The 19,115-nt window shown below is 34.1% G+C and carries 20 protein-coding genes; 10 read left to right on the top strand and 10 right to left on the bottom strand.

Annotation, left to right across the window (positions count from 1 at the left end; all coding sequences use genetic code 11):
- Positions 1–7: 7 nt before the first annotated feature.
- The 4 genes from ACX119_RS02950 to ACX119_RS02935 are packed head-to-tail and all read left to right on the top strand — an operon-like array spanning position 8 to position 5,546.
- On the top strand, positions 8–799 hold the full coding sequence (locus tag ACX119_RS02950; RefSeq protein ID WP_459351988.1) for a DNA double-strand break repair nuclease NurA: 792 nt from the start codon (positions 8–10) through the stop codon (positions 797–799).
- Positions 796–2,328, top strand: coding sequence for a helicase HerA domain-containing protein (locus ACX119_RS02945; protein WP_459351648.1), 1,533 nt, complete (start codon positions 796–798; stop codon positions 2,326–2,328). Before ACX119_RS02950 ends, ACX119_RS02945 begins: the two co-directional genes overlap by 4 nt.
- Entirely contained in the window at positions 2,329–3,471 is a 1,143-nt protein-coding gene (locus ACX119_RS02940; RefSeq protein WP_459351647.1) for a metallophosphoesterase, read from the top strand.
- On the top strand, positions 3,468–5,546 hold the full coding sequence (locus tag ACX119_RS02935) for an AAA family ATPase (protein WP_459351646.1): 2,079 nt from the start codon (positions 3,468–3,470) through the stop codon (positions 5,544–5,546). Before ACX119_RS02940 ends, ACX119_RS02935 begins: the two co-directional genes overlap by 4 nt.
- Here ACX119_RS02935 and ACX119_RS02930 read toward each other — a convergent pair.
- Both ACX119_RS02930 and ACX119_RS02925 read right to left on the bottom strand, forming a co-directional pair.
- Positions 5,543–6,856: a plastocyanin/azurin family copper-binding protein gene (locus tag ACX119_RS02930; protein ID WP_459351645.1), complete on the bottom strand. Its 1,314-nt coding sequence runs from the start codon at positions 6,854–6,856 to the stop codon at positions 5,543–5,545. The genes ACX119_RS02935 and ACX119_RS02930 overlap by 4 nt on opposite strands.
- A 1-nt stretch (position 6,857) precedes the next feature.
- Positions 6,858–7,346, bottom strand: a complete 489-nt coding sequence (locus tag ACX119_RS02925; protein WP_459351644.1) for a HEAT repeat domain-containing protein — start codon at positions 7,344–7,346, stop codon at positions 6,858–6,860.
- Positions 7,347–7,444: 98 nt separating this feature from the next.
- Between ACX119_RS02925 and ACX119_RS02920 the strand changes: the two genes are divergently transcribed.
- A complete protein-coding gene (locus ACX119_RS02920) occupies positions 7,445–8,110 on the top strand; it encodes a thioredoxin domain-containing protein (protein WP_459351643.1) in 666 nt (221 codons plus the stop codon).
- Positions 8,111–8,194: 84 nt separating this feature from the next.
- On the opposite strand, the gene ACX119_RS02915 is transcribed toward ACX119_RS02920, so the two are convergent.
- Both ACX119_RS02915 and ACX119_RS02910 read right to left on the bottom strand, forming a co-directional pair.
- On the bottom strand, positions 8,195–8,722 hold the full coding sequence (locus tag ACX119_RS02915) for a hypothetical protein (RefSeq protein ID WP_459351642.1): 528 nt from the start codon (positions 8,720–8,722) through the stop codon (positions 8,195–8,197).
- 30 nt (positions 8,723–8,752) lie between these two features.
- Positions 8,753–9,208, bottom strand: a complete 456-nt coding sequence (locus ACX119_RS02910; protein WP_459351987.1) for a 50S ribosomal protein L15e — start codon at positions 9,206–9,208, stop codon at positions 8,753–8,755.
- A 217-nt stretch (positions 9,209–9,425) separates the two neighbouring features.
- On the opposite strand from ACX119_RS02910, the gene ACX119_RS02905 reads away from it, so the two are divergent.
- Both ACX119_RS02905 and ACX119_RS02900 read left to right on the top strand, forming a co-directional pair.
- Positions 9,426–10,079, top strand: coding sequence for a hypothetical protein (locus tag ACX119_RS02905; protein ID WP_459351641.1), 654 nt, complete (start codon positions 9,426–9,428; stop codon positions 10,077–10,079).
- Positions 10,076–10,591: a thr operon leader peptide gene (locus tag ACX119_RS02900; RefSeq protein WP_459351640.1), complete on the top strand. Its 516-nt coding sequence runs from the start codon at positions 10,076–10,078 to the stop codon at positions 10,589–10,591. The genes ACX119_RS02905 and ACX119_RS02900 overlap by 4 nt, the downstream gene beginning before the upstream one ends.
- On the opposite strand, the gene ACX119_RS02895 is transcribed toward ACX119_RS02900, so the two are convergent.
- From ACX119_RS02895 to ACX119_RS02885, 3 genes are all read right to left on the bottom strand, one after another.
- Complete coding sequence (locus ACX119_RS02895) at positions 10,588–11,448, bottom strand: hypothetical protein (RefSeq protein ID WP_459351639.1); 861 nt, start codon at positions 11,446–11,448, stop codon at positions 10,588–10,590. The genes ACX119_RS02900 and ACX119_RS02895 overlap by 4 nt on opposite strands.
- Before the next feature lie 112 nt (positions 11,449–11,560).
- Complete coding sequence (locus tag ACX119_RS02890; RefSeq protein WP_459351638.1) at positions 11,561–12,493, bottom strand: D-2-hydroxyacid dehydrogenase; 933 nt, start codon at positions 12,491–12,493, stop codon at positions 11,561–11,563.
- Between the two features lie 68 nt (positions 12,494–12,561).
- Positions 12,562–13,965, bottom strand: a complete 1,404-nt coding sequence (locus ACX119_RS02885) for a multicopper oxidase domain-containing protein (RefSeq protein WP_459351986.1) — start codon at positions 13,963–13,965, stop codon at positions 12,562–12,564.
- A gap of 130 nt (positions 13,966–14,095) precedes the next feature.
- Between ACX119_RS02885 and ACX119_RS02880 the strand changes: the two genes are divergently transcribed.
- The 3 genes from ACX119_RS02880 (at position 14,096) to ACX119_RS02870 (ending at position 17,753) form a co-directional block, all read left to right on the top strand.
- Positions 14,096–15,457: an aspartate ammonia-lyase gene (locus tag ACX119_RS02880; protein ID WP_459351637.1), complete on the top strand. Its 1,362-nt coding sequence runs from the start codon at positions 14,096–14,098 to the stop codon at positions 15,455–15,457.
- Between the two features lie 3 nt (positions 15,458–15,460).
- Positions 15,461–16,729 (top strand): tRNA (N(6)-L-threonylcarbamoyladenosine(37)-C(2))-methylthiotransferase, encoded by a 1,269-nt coding sequence (locus ACX119_RS02875; RefSeq protein WP_459351636.1) that lies wholly within the window; start codon positions 15,461–15,463, stop codon positions 16,727–16,729.
- Between the two features lie 73 nt (positions 16,730–16,802).
- On the top strand, positions 16,803–17,753 hold the full coding sequence (locus ACX119_RS02870; protein WP_459351635.1) for a cell division protein FtsZ: 951 nt from the start codon (positions 16,803–16,805) through the stop codon (positions 17,751–17,753).
- Positions 17,754–17,794: 41 nt separating this feature from the next.
- Here ACX119_RS02870 and ACX119_RS02865 read toward each other — a convergent pair whose 3' ends face one another.
- The 3 genes from ACX119_RS02865 to ACX119_RS02855 are packed head-to-tail and all read right to left on the bottom strand — an operon-like array spanning position 17,795 to position 19,100.
- The gene (locus ACX119_RS02865) at positions 17,795–18,355 is read right to left on the bottom strand and encodes a 50S ribosomal protein L31e (protein ID WP_459351634.1); all 561 of its coding nucleotides are present in this window, start codon (positions 18,353–18,355) and stop codon (positions 17,795–17,797) included.
- On the bottom strand, positions 18,356–18,514 hold the full coding sequence (locus ACX119_RS02860) for a 50S ribosomal protein L39e (protein WP_297592946.1): 159 nt from the start codon (positions 18,512–18,514) through the stop codon (positions 18,356–18,358).
- Between the two features lie 37 nt (positions 18,515–18,551).
- Positions 18,552–19,100 (bottom strand): NUDIX hydrolase, encoded by a 549-nt coding sequence (locus tag ACX119_RS02855; protein WP_297592948.1) that lies wholly within the window; start codon positions 19,098–19,100, stop codon positions 18,552–18,554.
- Positions 19,101–19,115: the final 15 nt, after the last annotated feature.

Below are 19,115 nucleotides of genomic sequence, written 5' to 3'. Positions count from 1 at the left end.
AGAGAAAATGTTATCAATTCTCAAAGGGCCTAAATTTGAGCAAATTATACAAAAAGCACGAGAGAATTGGGTAGAATTTACGCCTAGCAAAGAAGAAGTAGTTACAGCAGGAATTGATAGTAGTTTTAACAACACAAAATTTCAAGGAATAGAGCTTTGGGCAACAACTGCAGTTTCAATTAAATCAGATGGAGAGATACTAGTGGATTTGCATGATTCAGGATTAGGCTCAGATACTGATCTTTCAAGAATAGCAAGCAAGATGGAAATTGAAGCTTGTGAGAAAACTGTCGACATGGTGGATTTAGTTTTAATGGATGGATCACTTCATTCACAGTTTATGACAAGACAATCATCGCTGGATTCATTGGTTGTGAAAACTATGAGGAAAAAAGACAATGTAATATTTATTGCAAAAACATCAAACACTAAAAAACAATTTGAAGAGCTAGGTTCTTTGGCAGGAGATATTTTTTATTATAATCATGTAAGTAACAGTCCAGGTTTTAGTAAAATATTTGTAGAAAAAAAATATGGAACAGACAAAGTTATTTCATCAACCTTTGTTAGATTAAGTGATTCAACACCTATTATCAAATTAGAGTTTTTGGGAACACAGCATGACGATAGCGATATTAAATCAGTAATGAACAAATTATTCAAAACTAGTGTTGGTGGATATCCATATGCACTAAAGTTAGCTCATAACAACTGTAAAATATCCGACAAAGAGCTTTCAAAAATGGTAAGTTTGTTGGGATTAAGTAATGAGATAGGTTCAAGAGAGGTATTAGGTTGAGTTTAGGTTTTGTAATAGGAGAGTCAAAACCCACATTTGTAACAGCAATCACTTCTAGAGCATTATCTGTTGGTGAATATATTAAGATAAAATCAGAGAATAGAGAAATTTTAGGACTAGTAGAGAGATCATCTGTATCAAGTGCAGCATTCACAGACGTTAGAAATTTTGATGAGGCTTCAGAAAGTACAGAGATTGCAGAGATGAATAAAAGAGACAAAACATACACGGCACATATTGGGATTTTAGGATATTTAGAAAATTTAAGAAAAGGGCAATCAATTATTCCAGCAATTCCCCCTATTCCAGGCACAGAAATAACTCAACCAACCCCACAAGATCTTGAAGAAATTTTTAGTCCTAAAAATGAGGGATGGGTCAAAATTGGAACTCTGTTAAGAAACAAATTAGTTGATGCCAAAGTCAATTTGGATAAAATAGTTTCAAGACATTTAGGGATTTTAGCAATGACAGGAATGGGAAAAAGTAATCTAGTTTCCCTTGTAACAAAACAAATTTCAAAATTAAAAGGAACAGTAATAATTTTTGATTATCATAATGATTACACATCTCTTAACATTCCAAAAATCAATGTAGTTGATGCAAAAATAAATCCCAGATTACTTGATGCAGATCAATTATCAGAAGTTTTAGAGATTAGAGATGGAGCAAATGTTCAACAACGGGTCTTAAGAATGGCTTTTACAAAACATGTTAAAGAATCAAAAGAATTTTGGAGTAAATTAGAAACTGAAATTGATTTTATTGTAAATTCTGAAGACAAGAAATTAAAAGAAATTAGAACTTCAGCTTATAGAGTTCAAGATATTGTTGAAGAGGCACAAAGAAGATTTGAAGATATTCTTGATCCTGATATGGGAGACCCAATAAGTTTCATTAAAGAAGGACGAACAAATATTTTGAATATTTCAGAATTATCTGAAAAACAAGCAAACGTAGCAGTGGCATTTTATTTGCAACAACTTCTCAAAGATAGAAAAGATGCAAGTATTGCAAAGCATGGAAGAACAAAAAAAGAAAGATTCTACAAATTCAATTCACCAATTTTTGTTATTATTGAGGAAGCTCATGTATTCATCCCAAAGGATCATGACACAAGTGCAAAATATTGGGCAGCAAAGATAGCAAGAGAAGGAAGGAAGTTTGGTCTGGGGTTAGGAATTGTTTCTCAGAGACCCAGAAGTGTAGATTTGAATGTTCTAAGTCAATTGGGCTCATTTGCAATTATGAAAATAATTCAGGAAGATGATCAACGTCAAATAGCCTCAGCAACTGAGTCTACTAGCCGTGATTTGATATCTCAATTAACATCATTAAATGTGGGGGATGCAATTCTAGTTGGGCAATGGACAAATCTACCATCATTAGTGCATGTTGAGGAAGTTAAAGAGAAGATAATGGGGGCAGATCAGAGTGCAGTTAATGCTTGGGCAAATGCAGATAAAATGAAAGAAGTAGCAGTAGAATCAACTCAAGGATTAGTTCAAAAAGATTTGTTATTAGATTAAATGTTATTTTCTCACATATCAGATACACATTTGGGACTAGTTCAGTATGGTTCAGAAGAACGTGCACAGGACGTTTACGATGTATTTAATCAAGCAATCGACACATCCATCAAGGATCATGTTGATTTTGTAATTTTTGCAGGAGATATTTTTCACATTCCAAATCCAAGTGGAACAGCAATAGTACAAATGGGAAATGGTTTAAAAAGATTAAAACAAAATAACATAGATTCATTTTTTATTTTAGGGGAACACGATATTAGTAGAATTAGAAATACACCTATTCCGTATGTCTATCATAATTTAGAATTTTCAAAATACATCGGTCAAGGCAAACCAATTGATCACAAGGGAATTCTTATTGCAGGGTTTGATAAAATCAGAAAAGCAGAAATTCCTCAATATGAAGAAAAGTTTGCCGCAATAGACAAAGCAGTTCAGAATCATTCTGGACATAAAATTTTAGTTTTACATCAAGGAGTTACTGAATTTAACAAATTTGCCGGAGAGATTCAATCAACAGATTTACCAAAAAATTTTACATATTATGCAATGGGTCATCTTCATGATAAAGACATCAAACATTTCAATCACCTTAATGGGCCAATAGCATATCCAGGTTCAATTGAATTAACCACTAGTGAAGGAATAAAGGAAACAGAAAAAGGATTCTTTGAAGTCGACATCTCAACTACCGAAGCCAATACAAATTGGATTCAAGTAGACACTAGGCCGCAATTTTCTTTTAAAACAGAATATGAAGAATTATCAAAAACAATAGAAGAAGTTTCGAGCAAAATTGCAGAATCCAAGAAAAAACCCATAGTGGAAATAAAAATACAAGGAAAAGACATAGAAACAGATCACATTCAGGCACAAATTGCACGCCTAAACGCTCTAGTTTTGAGATGTTTTTGGAGAATAAGCACCAATCAAATTTCAGATTCATCTGTTCTCATGGATAAGCCCAACGTAATTGATGATGAGATGTTTAGATTATCAGTAGATACATTAGGTTCTGAAAAAATTGCGAGTTTTGCCATTAGAGAATTACTACCAGCATTATCAACAGGACAAATAAAAGAGGCATCACAACTAATCTTTGAAAATTTTGAGAGTTTCAAAAAGGAGAGAAAGACATGATCACTTCAGTAGAGTTAGGTGATTTCTTAGCCCACTCTAATACCAAACTAGAATTTGAAAATGGGGTAACTGTTTTTGTAGGAGATAATGGGGCAGGAAAATCTAGCATCATTGATGCAATAACATTTGCATTATTTGGACAACATACTAGAAAATCAAATAAGGGTTTGATAAAACGTGGGTCAAATCAAGGATTTGCAAAGATTGGATTTTCTATTAAAGGTAAGCAGTTTGAGGCAGTAAGAAAAGTAGACAGCAAAGGAACATTATCTGCTAAATTTTCTGAAATAGTAGATAATGATAGAATAGAGATAGCAGCTGGAGAAAGAAAACAATTCGGAGAATCCATGACTGAAGAAGTAGAAAAAACAATTGGATTGAATTTTGAAAAACTAAAGATAGCATCTATTGTTCAACAAGGAGAGTTAAATGCAATAATAAATGCAAAACCAAAAGAATTCAAAGAATTACTTAATGCAATTATAGGTATTGATAAGCTTGATGTTGCATCTGAATCAATGAAGGCAATTAATAAGGAATTTCGACAAAGAATACAAGATAGATTTGGCTATGACGACACACATATTGAAATTCTATTACGGGATTTAGAAAGATATGAAAAAGACATAACAGAATCTAAACCTGAAAAAAATCAATTTGAATCAAACCAAGAAAAAATAAGGACCGAAGTTGAGAATTTAAGAAAAAAAGTTGAAACAGATGCTCCAAAGATAGATAAAATCAATCAAATCGAGTTACGAAAAAAAGAACTTTTGGCATATGCAAGGGAGGCAATACGTGAAATTCAGCATGAAATTAGTGAAAATGAGCGTAAAATTAACGACTGTAAGGGATGTTTTGAGAATGCAGGTCAAAAAACAGATTTAGAAGTAAAAATTCAGAAAATAGAGCAAACAATTGAAGAGACTTTTAAAAAAATACAGGAAATAAACAATCAAAGTATTTCTTTAAAAGAAAAACTATCTTTAGCATCAAAACTTCAACTCAAAGATAACAAATGTCCTGTATGCGATTCTGATGTTGATAAACTAAACCCTCTTTTTCAAGAAGAGCATTTGAAACAAGAAATCACATCATTAAATGAAAAAAAAATTCTAAAAGAAAAGGAAAAAGACATGTATATTCAAAAAAAGAATGATTTTACAAAAAAAATACAAGATGCAAGGGATGCAGAAGCTACTCTAAGGGCCCATTCAATTAAAAGTAAAGAAGATTTAGTAAAAATTCAAGAATATGTAAATATTAAAAAACAAAACATACAAAAAATTCCTCCAACAGGTAATGGTAATTTATTAGAAATTGCACAATTAGATTCACATGCAAAAATGATCTTTGATAACATAGTACAATTAGAATCTGAAACTAAAGGATTCGATGAGAAAGAATTTGCAAATCTTAAAAAAATAATTAGTGAAAAAGAAATGGAATTATCTCAACTTGACCAAAAAATTGGGGCAATTTCAGAAAAAATTTTGAAAGCAGAAGAACAAATTAAAAAAATAAAAAATGCAGTATCAGAGCTAAAAATCGTTAAAGAATACGTAATCAAATTAGACGAGATTCAAACTAATATTTTTAACAGAGATGGACCTGTTGCAACTAGTCTAAGATCATGGGCGCTAAACACAATATCGATTAAGTCATCAGAATACCTTACATTACTTAATACTAAAATTCAAAGAATTGTTCTATCAGAAAAAGCACGAGACATATCAATTTCATGTTTTGCAAAAAATGAAGTTTTAGATTTAGAATCACTTAGCGGGGGTGAAAAAGTAAGCGTGGCATTAGCTTTAAGACTAGGAATGGCAAGCCTGTTGGGAGCATCAAACCTCAATTTGATGATATTAGATGAGCCAACTACCCACTTGGATGCGGAAAGGAAAAAATCTCTTGTTAGTGTATTGTCCCAATTATCGGACATTTCTAATTTGGAAACACCAATGCAATTTCTAATAATTACACATGACTCTGAAATCTTTGATGATTCTACGGTAGAAAGAATATACAAATTTGAATCATCGGAGAACGGAAGTAAAGTTATTGCACTTTAACTAACATGAATTAGGCCAGTCATCCAAGGATGTACCATACAGAAATAATCATAGGTTCCTGCATCATCAAATGTAAAGTCATAAGTTGTTCCTGACATAAACAATCCAGAATCAAAGACACCTGTTGGACCAGCATTAACATTTCCACTAGTTACAGTATGTGCTGCTGAATCATCATTACTCCATGTGATTTGCCCACCTACTGCAATACTTGCCTCATAGGGCAAATAGCACTCGTTTGTTTCTTCACATCCAGGAGTACCAGATCCTTCTGGAACTGAAATTGTTAATGACGTTGGTAATATTTCTGTAATTTCTGCCTCAACTTCGGGCATTTTAGGAATAACAGACATTACAGTTTCAACACCAATTGGTTCAGTGATATCATCACCGTGTCCCAATCCTTGAATAATTACTTTAATTTCAATTTCAGACTCGCCTAGAATGTTAGTTTCATGAATTGGATGCATTCCAGGATGTCTATGAGATTTTGGTTCAGATAAAATTACATCTCCATCTTGTGTGGCAGTGATATCATAATTTACATGATCAACAATATTGTTATCATCATCTCTAAATTCAACTTCAATTATTAGGGTCTCACCGACAAGGGCAGTTTTAGGTAAAATATGCGAGTTTACAGTAATTGGTTCAGGTTCAACTATCATTTCTTTTGATTCCTCAACATGAATTATTCCTACCATCCATGGATGAACCATACAGAAATAATCATAGGTTCCTGCTTCTTCAAATGTAAAGTCATAAGTTGATCCAGCCATAAATAAACTGGAATCAAACAACCCATCATGTCCATCAGCTGGACTTCCACTAGTTACAGTATGTGCTGCTGAATCTGGATTTTCCCATTTAACAGTATCACCAACAAAAATATCTACAGAGTATGGCAGGTAACATTCCATAGTTTCATCACAACCAGGAGTACCAGATCCTTCTGCAATCATAACTGTATGAGTTGATGGCGGAATTGGAGTAGACATTGTGGGTTTAGTTTCTGTTTTTGGTTCAGGAATGTCCTCTGGTTGAACTCGTGGTTTTACAATTGGATCAATAACACCACATTCACCTTCATGAATTAATTCAACTCCAGATGCATCAAGCATACACATATTTCCATATGTCTTTCCATCAATTCCACATACTGGAGCATATTCCATAGTACACATTGTTGGTTTTTCTTTTACAGGAATTACTCTTGGCTCAATTATATCAGAAGGATCAGCTGCAATAAATCCCAAAGAAATTGCCACTAAAATTCCAACTGCAATTATAATTCCATAAGAAAAATTCATCTCATCCACCCGTTAATTTTGCAAACTTTTCGTTCTTACTTAACTTTTCCATAAATTCAATATTAGACAATGCAACGATGGCAGATTCAACTACTGGTTTGTCAGGATCATTTAATGCCTTTTGAAGTGTCTCTTTGGCTTCCTTATTTCCTACAACACCCAAAGCAATTGCTGCCTCATGTCTTACAAACATGCTAGGATCATTTAATGTAGCATCAGCTAATGAAGAAACAGAACTTGAATAACACATTTGACCTAATGAAAATGCAGCTTCATGTCTAACCAATTCATTTTCATCATTTTTCAAAACTTTAGCAATATACGGAACCTTGTCCTCACCACCAAAATCAACTAAAATGCATGTAGCCCTTGTTCGAATAACATAATCAGGATGCTCTAAAAGTGAAACAAAATACTCTGTATCTTTTTGCTCATATTTTGATTCCATCTCAGCAAGTAATGCCAATCGATCTTCAGTTACTGCTTGCAATTTGTTTTGAAATTTTTTGTGTCATATATTAGGGTACTCGAGAGTAATTGAAAAATTTCGGAGTTATCTATTTAATGGAAAAAATATCATAATTTACTATGAGTGCAGTAATTGGGCAAAAGGCACCAAATTTTGGAGTTTCAGAATGGGTTCAGGGTGCACCAACTAATTTTGATCAAGAAAAAGATCATATTGTTTTACTTGAAGTCTTTCAAGTAAATTGTCCTGGATGCTTTATGCATGCAATTCCTGAGGCAATCAATCTTTACAACAAATACAAAGATGAGGGAGTTCGAGTTTTGGGTTTAGCGACTGCTTTTGAAGATTTTGATAAAAATACTTTGGATAATTTGAAATTATTATTAGAAACAGGTGAAGTGATTGGAGAAACAAAAGAAGCCCTCTCCATGTATGGACAACTAAAAGATGGAAACAAACTAAATTATAAAATTCCATTTCCTGTGGGAATGGATAATCTAGTAAAAACATCAGGAGAAATAAGCCAAGAAAAAATTATGCAGTTTATTTACCCACAAATTCCTGAATTTGATTCACAACCTGAAGATTATAGAAATCAAATAATTCAGAGAGTCAAAGATTACATGAAATCAAAAGAATACTCTGCTGAAACATTTGAAAAATTTGCACTACAGGGAACTCCATCAGCAATAGTAGTGGACAGGAAGGGAATTCTTAGAGATGTGTCATTTGGACAATCAGGCCATATTGATGCATTGATTCAAAAATTGTTAAATGAAGATTAAAGTTTCAAATTAAAACAAGTGCAATAGATAACGCAATAACAATAACAAAACCTCCAATCAATGCAATTTTTGGATTATCCATTTTTATTTTCTATTTTTTAGAATAATTATTAACACTATTGCAGCTATAGCAATAACGATTGCAGTTGCAATCCATGCAATAAAGTAACCATCAACATCTTTCCCATTTTCCATTAAAGTTTCAGATTCAGTAGTTTCATTTACAGAGATCCCATCCAATCCATTAAGAGTGGTAGTGCCAAATATTGCCAACGTATGATTTCCAATTCCTGTAAAATTCATAGTCACAAATGAAATCTTGTCATTATAGCGTACTTGAGGAAATAGTTCTTGATCATTTAGGAAAAAAGTAAAATTCCCACTCAAAAGTTCTTTAGGGATTTGAATGTCTGTTAAACTTTTTTCCAAGCCACTGTTAATGTAAAGAGTTAGTTTCTTTTGGTCTGCACTAAAATCATATTTTGTAATATCAAAATTTGAAACAGTTTCTATTTCAAAAGAGTGTCCACCAACTTCAACATCTAGGCGATTAACCAATCCAGTACTATCCGATAAAAGTTGAGCAAACACAGGAGTTATTGTAAATAACAATACTAGAGAAACTAAAAAGATAATTTTCAATTATGCAGTATGAGATATTCGATTGTTTATTTCTTTATCTTGTGCAATTCTTGGATGAACAGGATCTGCCAAGATTACTTCAAACCAATAATGCATTCCATCTTTATAGATAAAGTAAGAACCTAAAAGTTTCAAATTTGGATATCGCTCAAGAACTCTTCTCTCTGCAACTGTCTTCATATCATCATCGGCTTTAATTCTTGTAACACCAAGATGTTTTGGTCTTCTACCACCTGTAGGTCTTTGTTTTCTCATACCCCCAGTTCCAACTCGCATCCTAACAACTATGATTCCTTGTTTTGCCTTGTATCCCAATCGTCTAGCTCTCTCCAATCTGCTAGGTTTTGCAATACGGGTAACTGCATTTTGTTTACGCCATCCAACGACACGTTCACGTAGTTCAGGTGCATTTTCCTTCCAGAGTCCGATCCACATCTTGTCTTGATGACTAGGCATATCGGGCATAGTAAAATCCCCTTTAATAACTGTAAATCGATTATGTGGTAAAAACCATAATCAATTAAAATGTCCTTGAGTGGGATCTTCGCAATCCACACCTCAAAGAGTTTGTATCCACAGAAAACTCGATAATAAAGATAAGGCTCAAGTTCTTAAAAAGTATTCCTCAGAATTGCTTTGAGATTTTTATTGAGCATGATGGATATTGTAAAAGATGAATTCAAGAAATGCAGTTTTACCCATAATTTTGATAATCAGTGTAATGAGTATTCCACCCGTATTTGCCGAGCCTTCAGTCTCAATAATTATGGAAAAAACAACATACAGTTATTGTGAGAAATTATTCTATACCATCGAAGTATCAGAGATAACAGGAGATCCAGCAATTATTCATATTCGAGATGAATCGGGCAAGGGAAGCAGTGCAATTCCAATTTCAATAAGTGATTTTAAAAATCCAATTCCATCATTAATTGCATTTCAAGAAGAAATCTTTCCATTAGGAAAATATTTCATAGATGTACAATATTCAGGTTCAGAGACCACTGCAGAATTTACATTAATTGATTCAAATAAAATTTGCATTCCTGAAGTGATAAAACCTATTTTAGCTAATTGGCTTAGTGGAAATATTTCTGATGGATTTTTAATGGATGCAATTCAAAAATATATCAGCACAGACATCATCATAGTACCATTTGACATTAATGAGTCAAATGTTTATGATATCAAAATTCCTGAATGGGTCAAAAATGTAGGTTACTGGTGGATTGAAGGTGGAATTTCTGATGATGAATTTGCCAAAGCGTTTAACTATCTATTAGATAAAAAAATAATTTCTTACTCTGACTTTAAAGAAGAAATATGAACAAGTATTCAATTATCACATTTATTGCAATAGCATTAATCATTACTACTTTTGCATATTCAGGATTTAGTGTTTTAGGGGCTAATCAACTAGAATATAGATGGCATAGTCCTGGAGATTTTTCTTTTTTTAAAATGTCCAATCATGGCGAGATGGAATTTTGCAACACATTACCATTTTGGATTAGTTTTCAAAAATTTGAAATAATTACATTTTATGATGAAGAAAATATGGGGGTATTTACCATAGACCCAATGACTATCAATCCACTATCATCTGTAGTTAAGAAAGGAGTTTTTTCATCAACTGAATTTACTTCTGCTCAGCATATTTTCATGACTCTTGATTTTGAGTTTGATGGAGGAGATATCAGACTGGATCCAAACAAACTCATTGTCATGATTAGAACAGATACACCGATCATAGGCATAATTCCATACACAACTACAACTCAAATTTCAGGATTTGATTTTGATAAAAATATGAACGCAGAAGATCTTACTTGTGATTAATTTGAGCTCTTACTAGCTTTTGACATTATTGCCAAAATTAGTCCTACAGTTCCTGCAATCACAAATGCTGTAACAACACCCATGATCATTTGTCTACCCATTCCCTGAGATGGTTTATCAGAAGACATTGTAGGATCAATTACACATGAACCATCTTTTAGAATAGTTCCAGGACCACATCGTTCATCAAGCACACAGGCACCATCTTTTAGAATAGTTCCAGGACCACATTGAGTCTTTGGTGTCTCAGTCTTTGGTGTCTCAGTCTTTGGTGTCTCAGTCTTTGGTGTCTCAGTCTTTGGTGTCTCAGTCTTTGGTGTCTCAGTCTTTGGTTCTTCAACTACTGGTTCTGGTTCTTCAACTACTGGTTCTGGTTCTTCAACAGTAGACTCACTGCCAAAAACAGAACCGATAATCTCTAACTCTCCAGTGCCAGATGGTAATTCAATACTTAAAGTTCTACTTGTAGAAGTTGTTTCAATTTCTGCAAAAGTGGCCTCAATACCATCTGCCAATACAAAAAAATCTTCATCTAATCCATCGTAAATAGAATCAAAGAAAGATCTCTCAAAAGTAATATCCAAAATTCCAGGAGAATCAGTTACCTCAACTGCAAGTATTAATGAAATAAAATCAGTATCAGCTTCAATGGCAGATACAGTCATTCCTATTGTAGAATATTCTACATTATAGGAAGTTCCATCAACATTAACTGATATTGTCTCAGCATAAACAAGTGCTGTAGAAATAATCGTAAATAGAATCAACCCAATAGATATTTTCAAAAGAGAATTGACATTAGGAAGATATCTTAGTCTTTCAGACTGTATTTTTTCCATTCGGTTATTAGTTAGCACTCCTTGTAAACCTCCAAATTGACGTTAAAAAGAATTAGACGATAATTAATCACGTATGGGTGAAAGTTTTTTAGTTATTTTTATACTTAATGGAGAATTTATTAGAAAAAATTCAGATGACCCCTCGGAGTATCTGAATAATCTTTTCTGCAATCACATTTGCAGCCAATGATTGAGCCTCTTTTGTTTGTGCTCCAATATGAGGTGTTAAAATTACATTATCTAATTCTGCTAACTTGTTTCCAGTTGCAGGCTCTTTTTCAAAGACATCCAAAGCTGCACCTCCAAGTGTTCCGTTTTTGAGCGCATCATACAATGCTTCTTCATCAACGACACCACCTCTTGAAGTATTGATAATCTTTGCAGTTTTTTTCATGGTAGACATCTTTTGTGCATCAAGTAAATGGTATGTTGAATCCAGTAATGGAACATGAATTGAAATATAATCAGAACTTTGCAAAAGAGTATCCAAATCAGCTTTCATCAAACCAACTTCTTTTGAAAATTCCTCATCAATTGGAATTACATCATATCCAATTATGTTCATGTTAAGACCTCTTGCAAGTCTTCCCAATCTTTTTCCAATGTTACCTAAACCAATAATTCCCAAATATTTTCCCCTAAGTTCTGTTCCCTTTAGTTCTTTTTTGAGCCACTGCCCATTTCTTATTGCTCTATCACCTCGGGTTGTTTGTCTTGCAAGGGATAGCATTAATCCTAAAACTAATTCAGCAACGGCATTCATTGCGCCTTCAACGGCATTAATTACTCGAATGTTTTTTGCTTTTGCAGCTTCTTGATCTACATTATCTAGGCCCACTCCAACTCTAGCAATTATTTTACAATTCACAGCTTTGTCAATCATTTCTTTGGTAATTGTAGTTCTACTTCTTACGATCACAATATTGAAATTTGAAATTTTTTCAAGGATTTGCTCCTTAGTTATTTCTGGCTCATATGAAACCTTCAAACCATTATCAACTAGAATTTTGTTCAAGATAGGATCGACTTCATCACATATCAATACAGATTCATCAAATCCCATAAAATAGAAAAATGAACTACGGCATATAATTCATTAAGAAAATAAAAAGAAAAAAAGATGTTAAAAGATCAAGAAGTGAGGATTTCTGCTACTACAGGAATTACTTCCCATAATGCGACATAATCGCCACTTGCTTGCATTTCAGAAGCTACTTCATCAGTGTATAAACCATGAATGTTTAATGCCGGATGAGCAATACTGTTCTTTCCCATTGGTGGGACAGCATCACTTGGATTTCCTAAGGCATATGCATAAGATGCTACTGGTGCGGGTATTACTCCTTTCTCAACTAGAACTGGGTTCAAGCCAAATGGATCACCTGCTACAAAGACTGTAGCTGCGCCAGTGTAAATTGCTGCATAGTCATGATTTACTGCTGCGTATGCACCTGGTTCATCAAATACCAAGTCAACAATCATTCCTTGTGAGCCACCGAGTAACCATGTTTCAGTTGCTGCGGATTGTACTCTATTGCCTTGAGTAACTCTGTCCAAGATTTCACCAACAATGTGGAAGAAAACTGGTTCGTTACCTTGGTTTTCAATAAAGAGTCTCACGTGTTGATCATTTTCAACAAACAAGAGTTGTGATTGGTATTGCTTGTGTTCAATTCCATTCCATGGTTGTGCAACAAAGATGTTCTTCTTTACATCGCCATTGACGAGTAAGTTATGAGCCATGTTTGGTACATAACCGAATTGCATTCCGTTAACAACTGTTGCAGTGTTATGATGTTGGAACATTGCTCCTGCATCATAATTACCTTCAGGTGTTAGGTACAATTGATTGTATTGGAGTTGGAACTCTAATGCATCTGCACTATAGAACTTTCTGTCTAGTTTTACTTTGTTGTCAACTACTTTTGTTTTCTCTACCATTAGTTTCTTGTATCCATCGATTGGATCAACGATTGCAATTCCGTACATGCCGGAAAGAACGTGTTGGTCCATACCAATTAGTTTGACACCAGAACAATGGTATTTGAAAATACCAGCAGCTTCAGCAATGTAACAATACTGGGCTGTTTCGCCAGGATTGACAGACTCAAAAGCGCTAGCAGAGATTTGTGATGCGTGCATGTCGTTACCGTGTCCAGTAACTTCATCAGCTGGAATTGAAAGTGTCATTTTGACAACATCTCCTTGTGTAACTCTTAGTGTTGGTCCTGGGACTGTTCCACTAAAGGTCATAGCATTGAATGTTTTTCCTCCCATAATTGGAAGTTCAACACTTTCACCAGTTAGATTAAACTCGACGACCTTGCGTCCAGAATCTTCTAGTACGCCACAATCAGTTTCTGCAAATGCTTCAGGCATTACAAGCTTTAAACCGCCCATTTGATGGATTTTCTCAATTACATCGATATCCATTTTGTTGATATCGAGTGATTGTCCAGCAATTTGGGTTTGTGTGTATGTGCTTCCGAATAAGGTTGCCCCCATTACAGCTACTGCTGCAATTGTAAAGAGCATACTAACACGCTTATTCATTATGCACCGTGACTTGCGATTCCTATATAATAATTACCCTGAAACCATGTTGTGAATTTATGAAAATCTCCCAAAAAGAATGAATAAATGGCATCCATACAACAAAGTCTACATGAAATTCAGACTGGATCAAGATTCACTTGGCAAGGTCAAAATTCCATCTGATGCATACTATGGAGCATTTACTGGAAGAGCAATAAAACAATACCATGTAACAGGAAACAAAAGCCACGAAAATCTGATTAAATCATTTGTCATGATTAAAAGATCAGCAGCAGTTGCAAATATGAAGACTAAAGCAATTGATGTAAAAAGAGGCAAAGCGATAGTCTCGGCTTGTGACAAGATACTTGGTGGAAAATTTGTTGATCAGTTTGTAGTAGATATGATAAATTCCGGAGCTGGAACAGCATTTAACATGAATTCAAACGAAGTCATTGCAAATGTTGCATTAGAAATTTTGCATAAAAAGAAAGGACAGTATGAATTCTTACATCCTAATGATCATGTAAACATGTCACAATCTAGTAACGACACTTATCCAACTGCAATGCATGTTGCAATTTTGATGAATCTCAAAGAAACAATTCCAGCAATAGAGATTTTGATAAAGTCACTTTCAAAGAAAGCAAAACAGTTTTCATCATTTAAAAAAATTGGAAGAACCCATCTAATGGATGCTTTACCAGTAACGTTAGGGAGTGAATTTGAAGCATATGCTACATCAATTACTAAAGCAAAAAATGAAATTGTTGCTGCTCAAAAAGAATTACAAAATGTTGCACTAGGTGGAACAGCAGTTGGTTCTGGTGCAAATACACCAAAAGGTTACAGAAAAATTGCAATAACAGAATTATCTAAAATTTCTAAACTTTCACTTAAACCAGAAAAAGACATGCAACATGGATTACAAAGTAAGTTTGCTGTTGCAAATCTATCAAGTGCTTTGAGAAACTTGGCATTAGAGATTGGTAAGATTGCAAATGACATTAGATTAATGGCATCAGGTCCCATAGCAGGATTAGCTGAGATTGGAATTCCTGCAGTTCATGCTGGTTCATCAATTATGCCAGGAAAAGTAAATCCCTCATTAGCAGAATGCATGAATATGGTTTGTTTTAACATAATTGGAAATGATACCGCAGTTGCACACGCAGCACAAGGAGGACAATTTGAGCTAAATGTCATGTTGCCTGGAATGCTAAAGTGTATGTTAGAGTCAACAGATATGCTCAAGAACTTTTTGCCAATATTTTCTGCAAATCTAATTGATGGACTTACTGCAAACAAAAACAAACTACGTGAAGATATTGAAAATAGTCCTGTGATTGTAACATTACTTACTCCAAAAATTGGTTATCTAAAATCTGCTGAACTGTTCAAAGAATCACTAAAAACAGGAAAGACGATTAGAGAATTAGTTGTTTCAAAGAAATTAATGAGTAACAAAGAAATCGATGCCCTCTTTGGATAAATAATGGCAAAAATATTTGTAGAAGCATATGGATGTTCGGCTAGTTTTGCAGATTCGGAAATGATTTCAGGACTGATACTAAATGGAGGGCATTCATTGGTTGAAGATTCATCAGAGTCAGATCTCAATATTGTTGTAACATGCTCAGTCAAAGATGCAACTGCCAACAAGATGATTCATAGAATAAAATCACTTAATTCAAAACCACTAGTTGTTGCCGGATGTCTTCCAAAGGCAGAAAAACATACAGTTGAGAAATTCTCAGAAAATGCTAGTTTACTAGGACCAAATTCATTAGGTAAAACTCTACAGGTAATTAATTCAGCACTAAGTGGAAAAAAGCAAATAGCATTAGAGGATTCAGATCTATCCAAAGTAGGACTTCCCAAAGTCAGACTAAATCCAGCAGTTGGAATTGTAGAGATTGCAAGTGGGTGTATGAGTGAATGTACATTTTGCCAAACCAAATTATCAAAAGGGGATCTTTCTAGTTACAGATTAGGAGATATTGTAAGACAAGTTAAAACTGAAATCAAAGAGGGTTGTAAGGAAGTATGGTTAACATCAACAGATAATGGTTGCTATGGATTTGATATTGGAACAGATCTCCCATCTCTGGTAAATGCAGTAGTAGAGATTCCAGAGGATTTCATGGTCAGAGTAGGGATGATGAATCCAATGTACATGCCCAGAATCAGAGATGACTTGATAGAATCTTACAATAATTCCAAAGTCTTCAAATTTCTACATATTCCAGTTCAAAGTGGTAGCGATAAAGTTCTCCATGATATGAAACGAGGACACACTGCTGGAACATTCAGAGACATAGTAAGTAGGATTAAAAAGAGATATTCTGACTTTACAATCTCAACCGACATCATAGTAGGATTTCCTTCAGAGACAGAAGATGATTTTCAAAAAACAATCGACTTGTTAAATGAAACAAGACCAGATGTGGTCAATTTATCCAAATACAGTGCAAGACCAGGTACAGATGCTGCTGAATGGAAACAAGTAGATGTTGGAGAAGTGAAAAGAAGAAGTAAAATTATTTTTGAGCAGATCAACAATATATCGCTAGAGAATAACAAAAAGTGGATCGGTTGGAGAGGCAAAGTTCTATTTGATGAAAAGACTGAAGAAGGGATCAAAGGAAGAAACTTTGCATACAAGCCTGTCTTTGTAAGAAATGATGTAGACATTGGACAATCACATACTGTAGAAATTACGGATGCTACCATTAGTGGCCTGATTGGTAAGATCGCAAGCTAAATTTTTTAGATCTAAAATTTGATTAAAAAAACGTAAGAAGGTTTTTTATCTAAATCATCAAATAGGATCTGAAATGAGTTTTAATGTAAAAGAACCAGTTTTAGTAATTGGCCTTGGTGGCGTAGGCTCAAAATTAGCAATTAAATCCAAAGAGGCTCTAAATTCAGATTGTCTTCAAATTAGTAACAATTCTAAAGATTTCTCCAATGAGAATCCAGCTATTCACGTGTCTACTGATTCAATAATTAATCCATCAGTTCAGTTAATCAGAGGCTCAACATACAAAAATGCCGATGAAATTAGAGAAGAGATTTCAAGCTATTCTACAGTAATTTTAATGAGTAATTTAGCTGGCAAAGCAGGCTCAGCTATGGCTCCAGTAGTCTCAGAAATTTGTAAAGAATCCGGTAAAGGGTTAATCTCATTTGCAATAATGCCATTCAAGTATGAAAAAGATAGAATTTTCAATTCTGGTGTTTCTTTAAAAAGAGTTAGAGCAAATTCAGATTGCACAATAGTTCTAGATAATGACTCGCTTCTCGAAAGTAATCCAGATTTGAGTCCAAAGGCTTGCTATGAGATTGCAAATGGCGCAATAATGCATGTTGTAGAGTCACTTGGAACATCAGACATTACTGCTGAAACTAGTATTCTTACTTCTAGTAAAGAAGGACAAAACATTGAGGATTCACTTAGAGATTCACTTAAAATGCTATATGGAAACGCACCACCAAACTCAGTTAAACGTTCTATGATCTATGTAGTTGGCGGAAATAACATTCCAGCAGGAGTATTAAATTCCATTACCAATTTGACAAGTGGTATTCTTAGTGAGAGTAACTCACAGATCGACATGTCTTCTACTGCAGATGAATCCAAAGTTGTAATGTTATCATCAATTCAAGGTATGACCAAATTTGATAATTATGATCCACTTGGAATGATTCCTCAAGAAGACACACTTGATTGGTCTACCCCAGACTGCAGTATCGACTGTAAACTAGATTTATACCAATTAGAATAAAATTATTTTTTAAGAATGTAATTTTTTGAAAGATACTATTTTTAAGATTCTTTCTTTGGTGTTTCTTTAGCTGGAGTTTCTTTCTTTGGTGTTTCTTTAGCTGGAGTTTCTTTCTTTGGTGTTTCTTTAGCTGGAGTTTCTTTCTTTGGTGTTTCTTTAGCTGGAGTTTCTTTCTTTGGTGTTTCTTTAGCTGGAGTTTCTTTCTTTGGTGTTTCTTTAGCTGGAGTTTCTTTCTTTGGTGTTTCTTTAGCTGGAGTTTCTTTCTTTTCTTCTTTAGCTGGAGTCTTTATTTTATCATCAATTTTTTTGGTGTCTTTTTCAGCAGCAATTTTTGATTCTGCTTCTTCATCATAACGTGAAACTAAAACATAACCTTCATCAGTCTTACTCATTCTGACTCTAATTTTTCTTGGTGGACTTCTAACTCCTCTAGCCCAAACTTGATGAGCTAACTCTTCTTCAATTTTAATATCTTCAACTTTCATATGGTGTCTTGCAAATTCTTTAATCATGTTTGTTGCTCTAACAGCCCTATGTTGAGATTGAGAGAGTAAAGCCTTACCCAGATTGATAGTATAAACTCGTTCTAATTCTTGAGACATCTATCCTACCTCCACATCTGTAGATCTCCAAGCTCTACGCTTTGGATTGGTTCTAACACCTCTCTTTGTTTTGAGAATTATCCAAGCTGGTACTGGTGAAGCCTGCTTTGTTTTTTTAAGCAGACGAATCTTTCTTGGAGAAGACTTACGAGCAGCCATAGTTTTTCAGGCACGAAGAGCTCTTTTTAAATGAATCTCAGGTTTGAAGATGATTTCTAAGTTGTTTTAGAATTCGAGCAGAGGCTCCCCAGACTATTTGATTCTGATACTCAAATGTATACATCTCTTGAATGATGTTATGAGTAGGATCAGGATCTTTTGCCATTGTTTTTAAAAATGATTCAAAAGGAATATGAAAAATTTTTTCAACCTCACGATTAGCAGATAGTGGAGGAATTTCATCAAGAACTGAAACAAATGGCAAAATCAGGAATCCAGAATTCAAAGTAACAACAGGATCTAGTTGGCCAACTACCTGCTTTCGTGTAATTTCAAGGCCTATCTCTTCACTAGTCTCACGTAATGCTGTGTGAAGAAGATCCTGATCATCTTCTTCTAACTTTCCTCCTGGAAAAGATATTTCACCAGCATGAAATGTCATATGTTTTGGTTTCTCAGTCATTACAATTCTTGGCTCACTACCATAAATCACCACTAGAACAGATGCCAAACGATATTTTTCATCAAAATCAATTTTAGGATTTATGGGATTAGAAAATGTGGATTTTAACTCATCTAAATTCATCTTGAATCTTTCCTA

The sequence above is a fragment of the Nitrosopumilus sp. S4 genome, assembly GCF_054515835.1.
The sequence above is the reverse complement of the archived record's forward strand: the minus strand, read 5'-3'. Positions and strand labels throughout refer to the sequence as shown.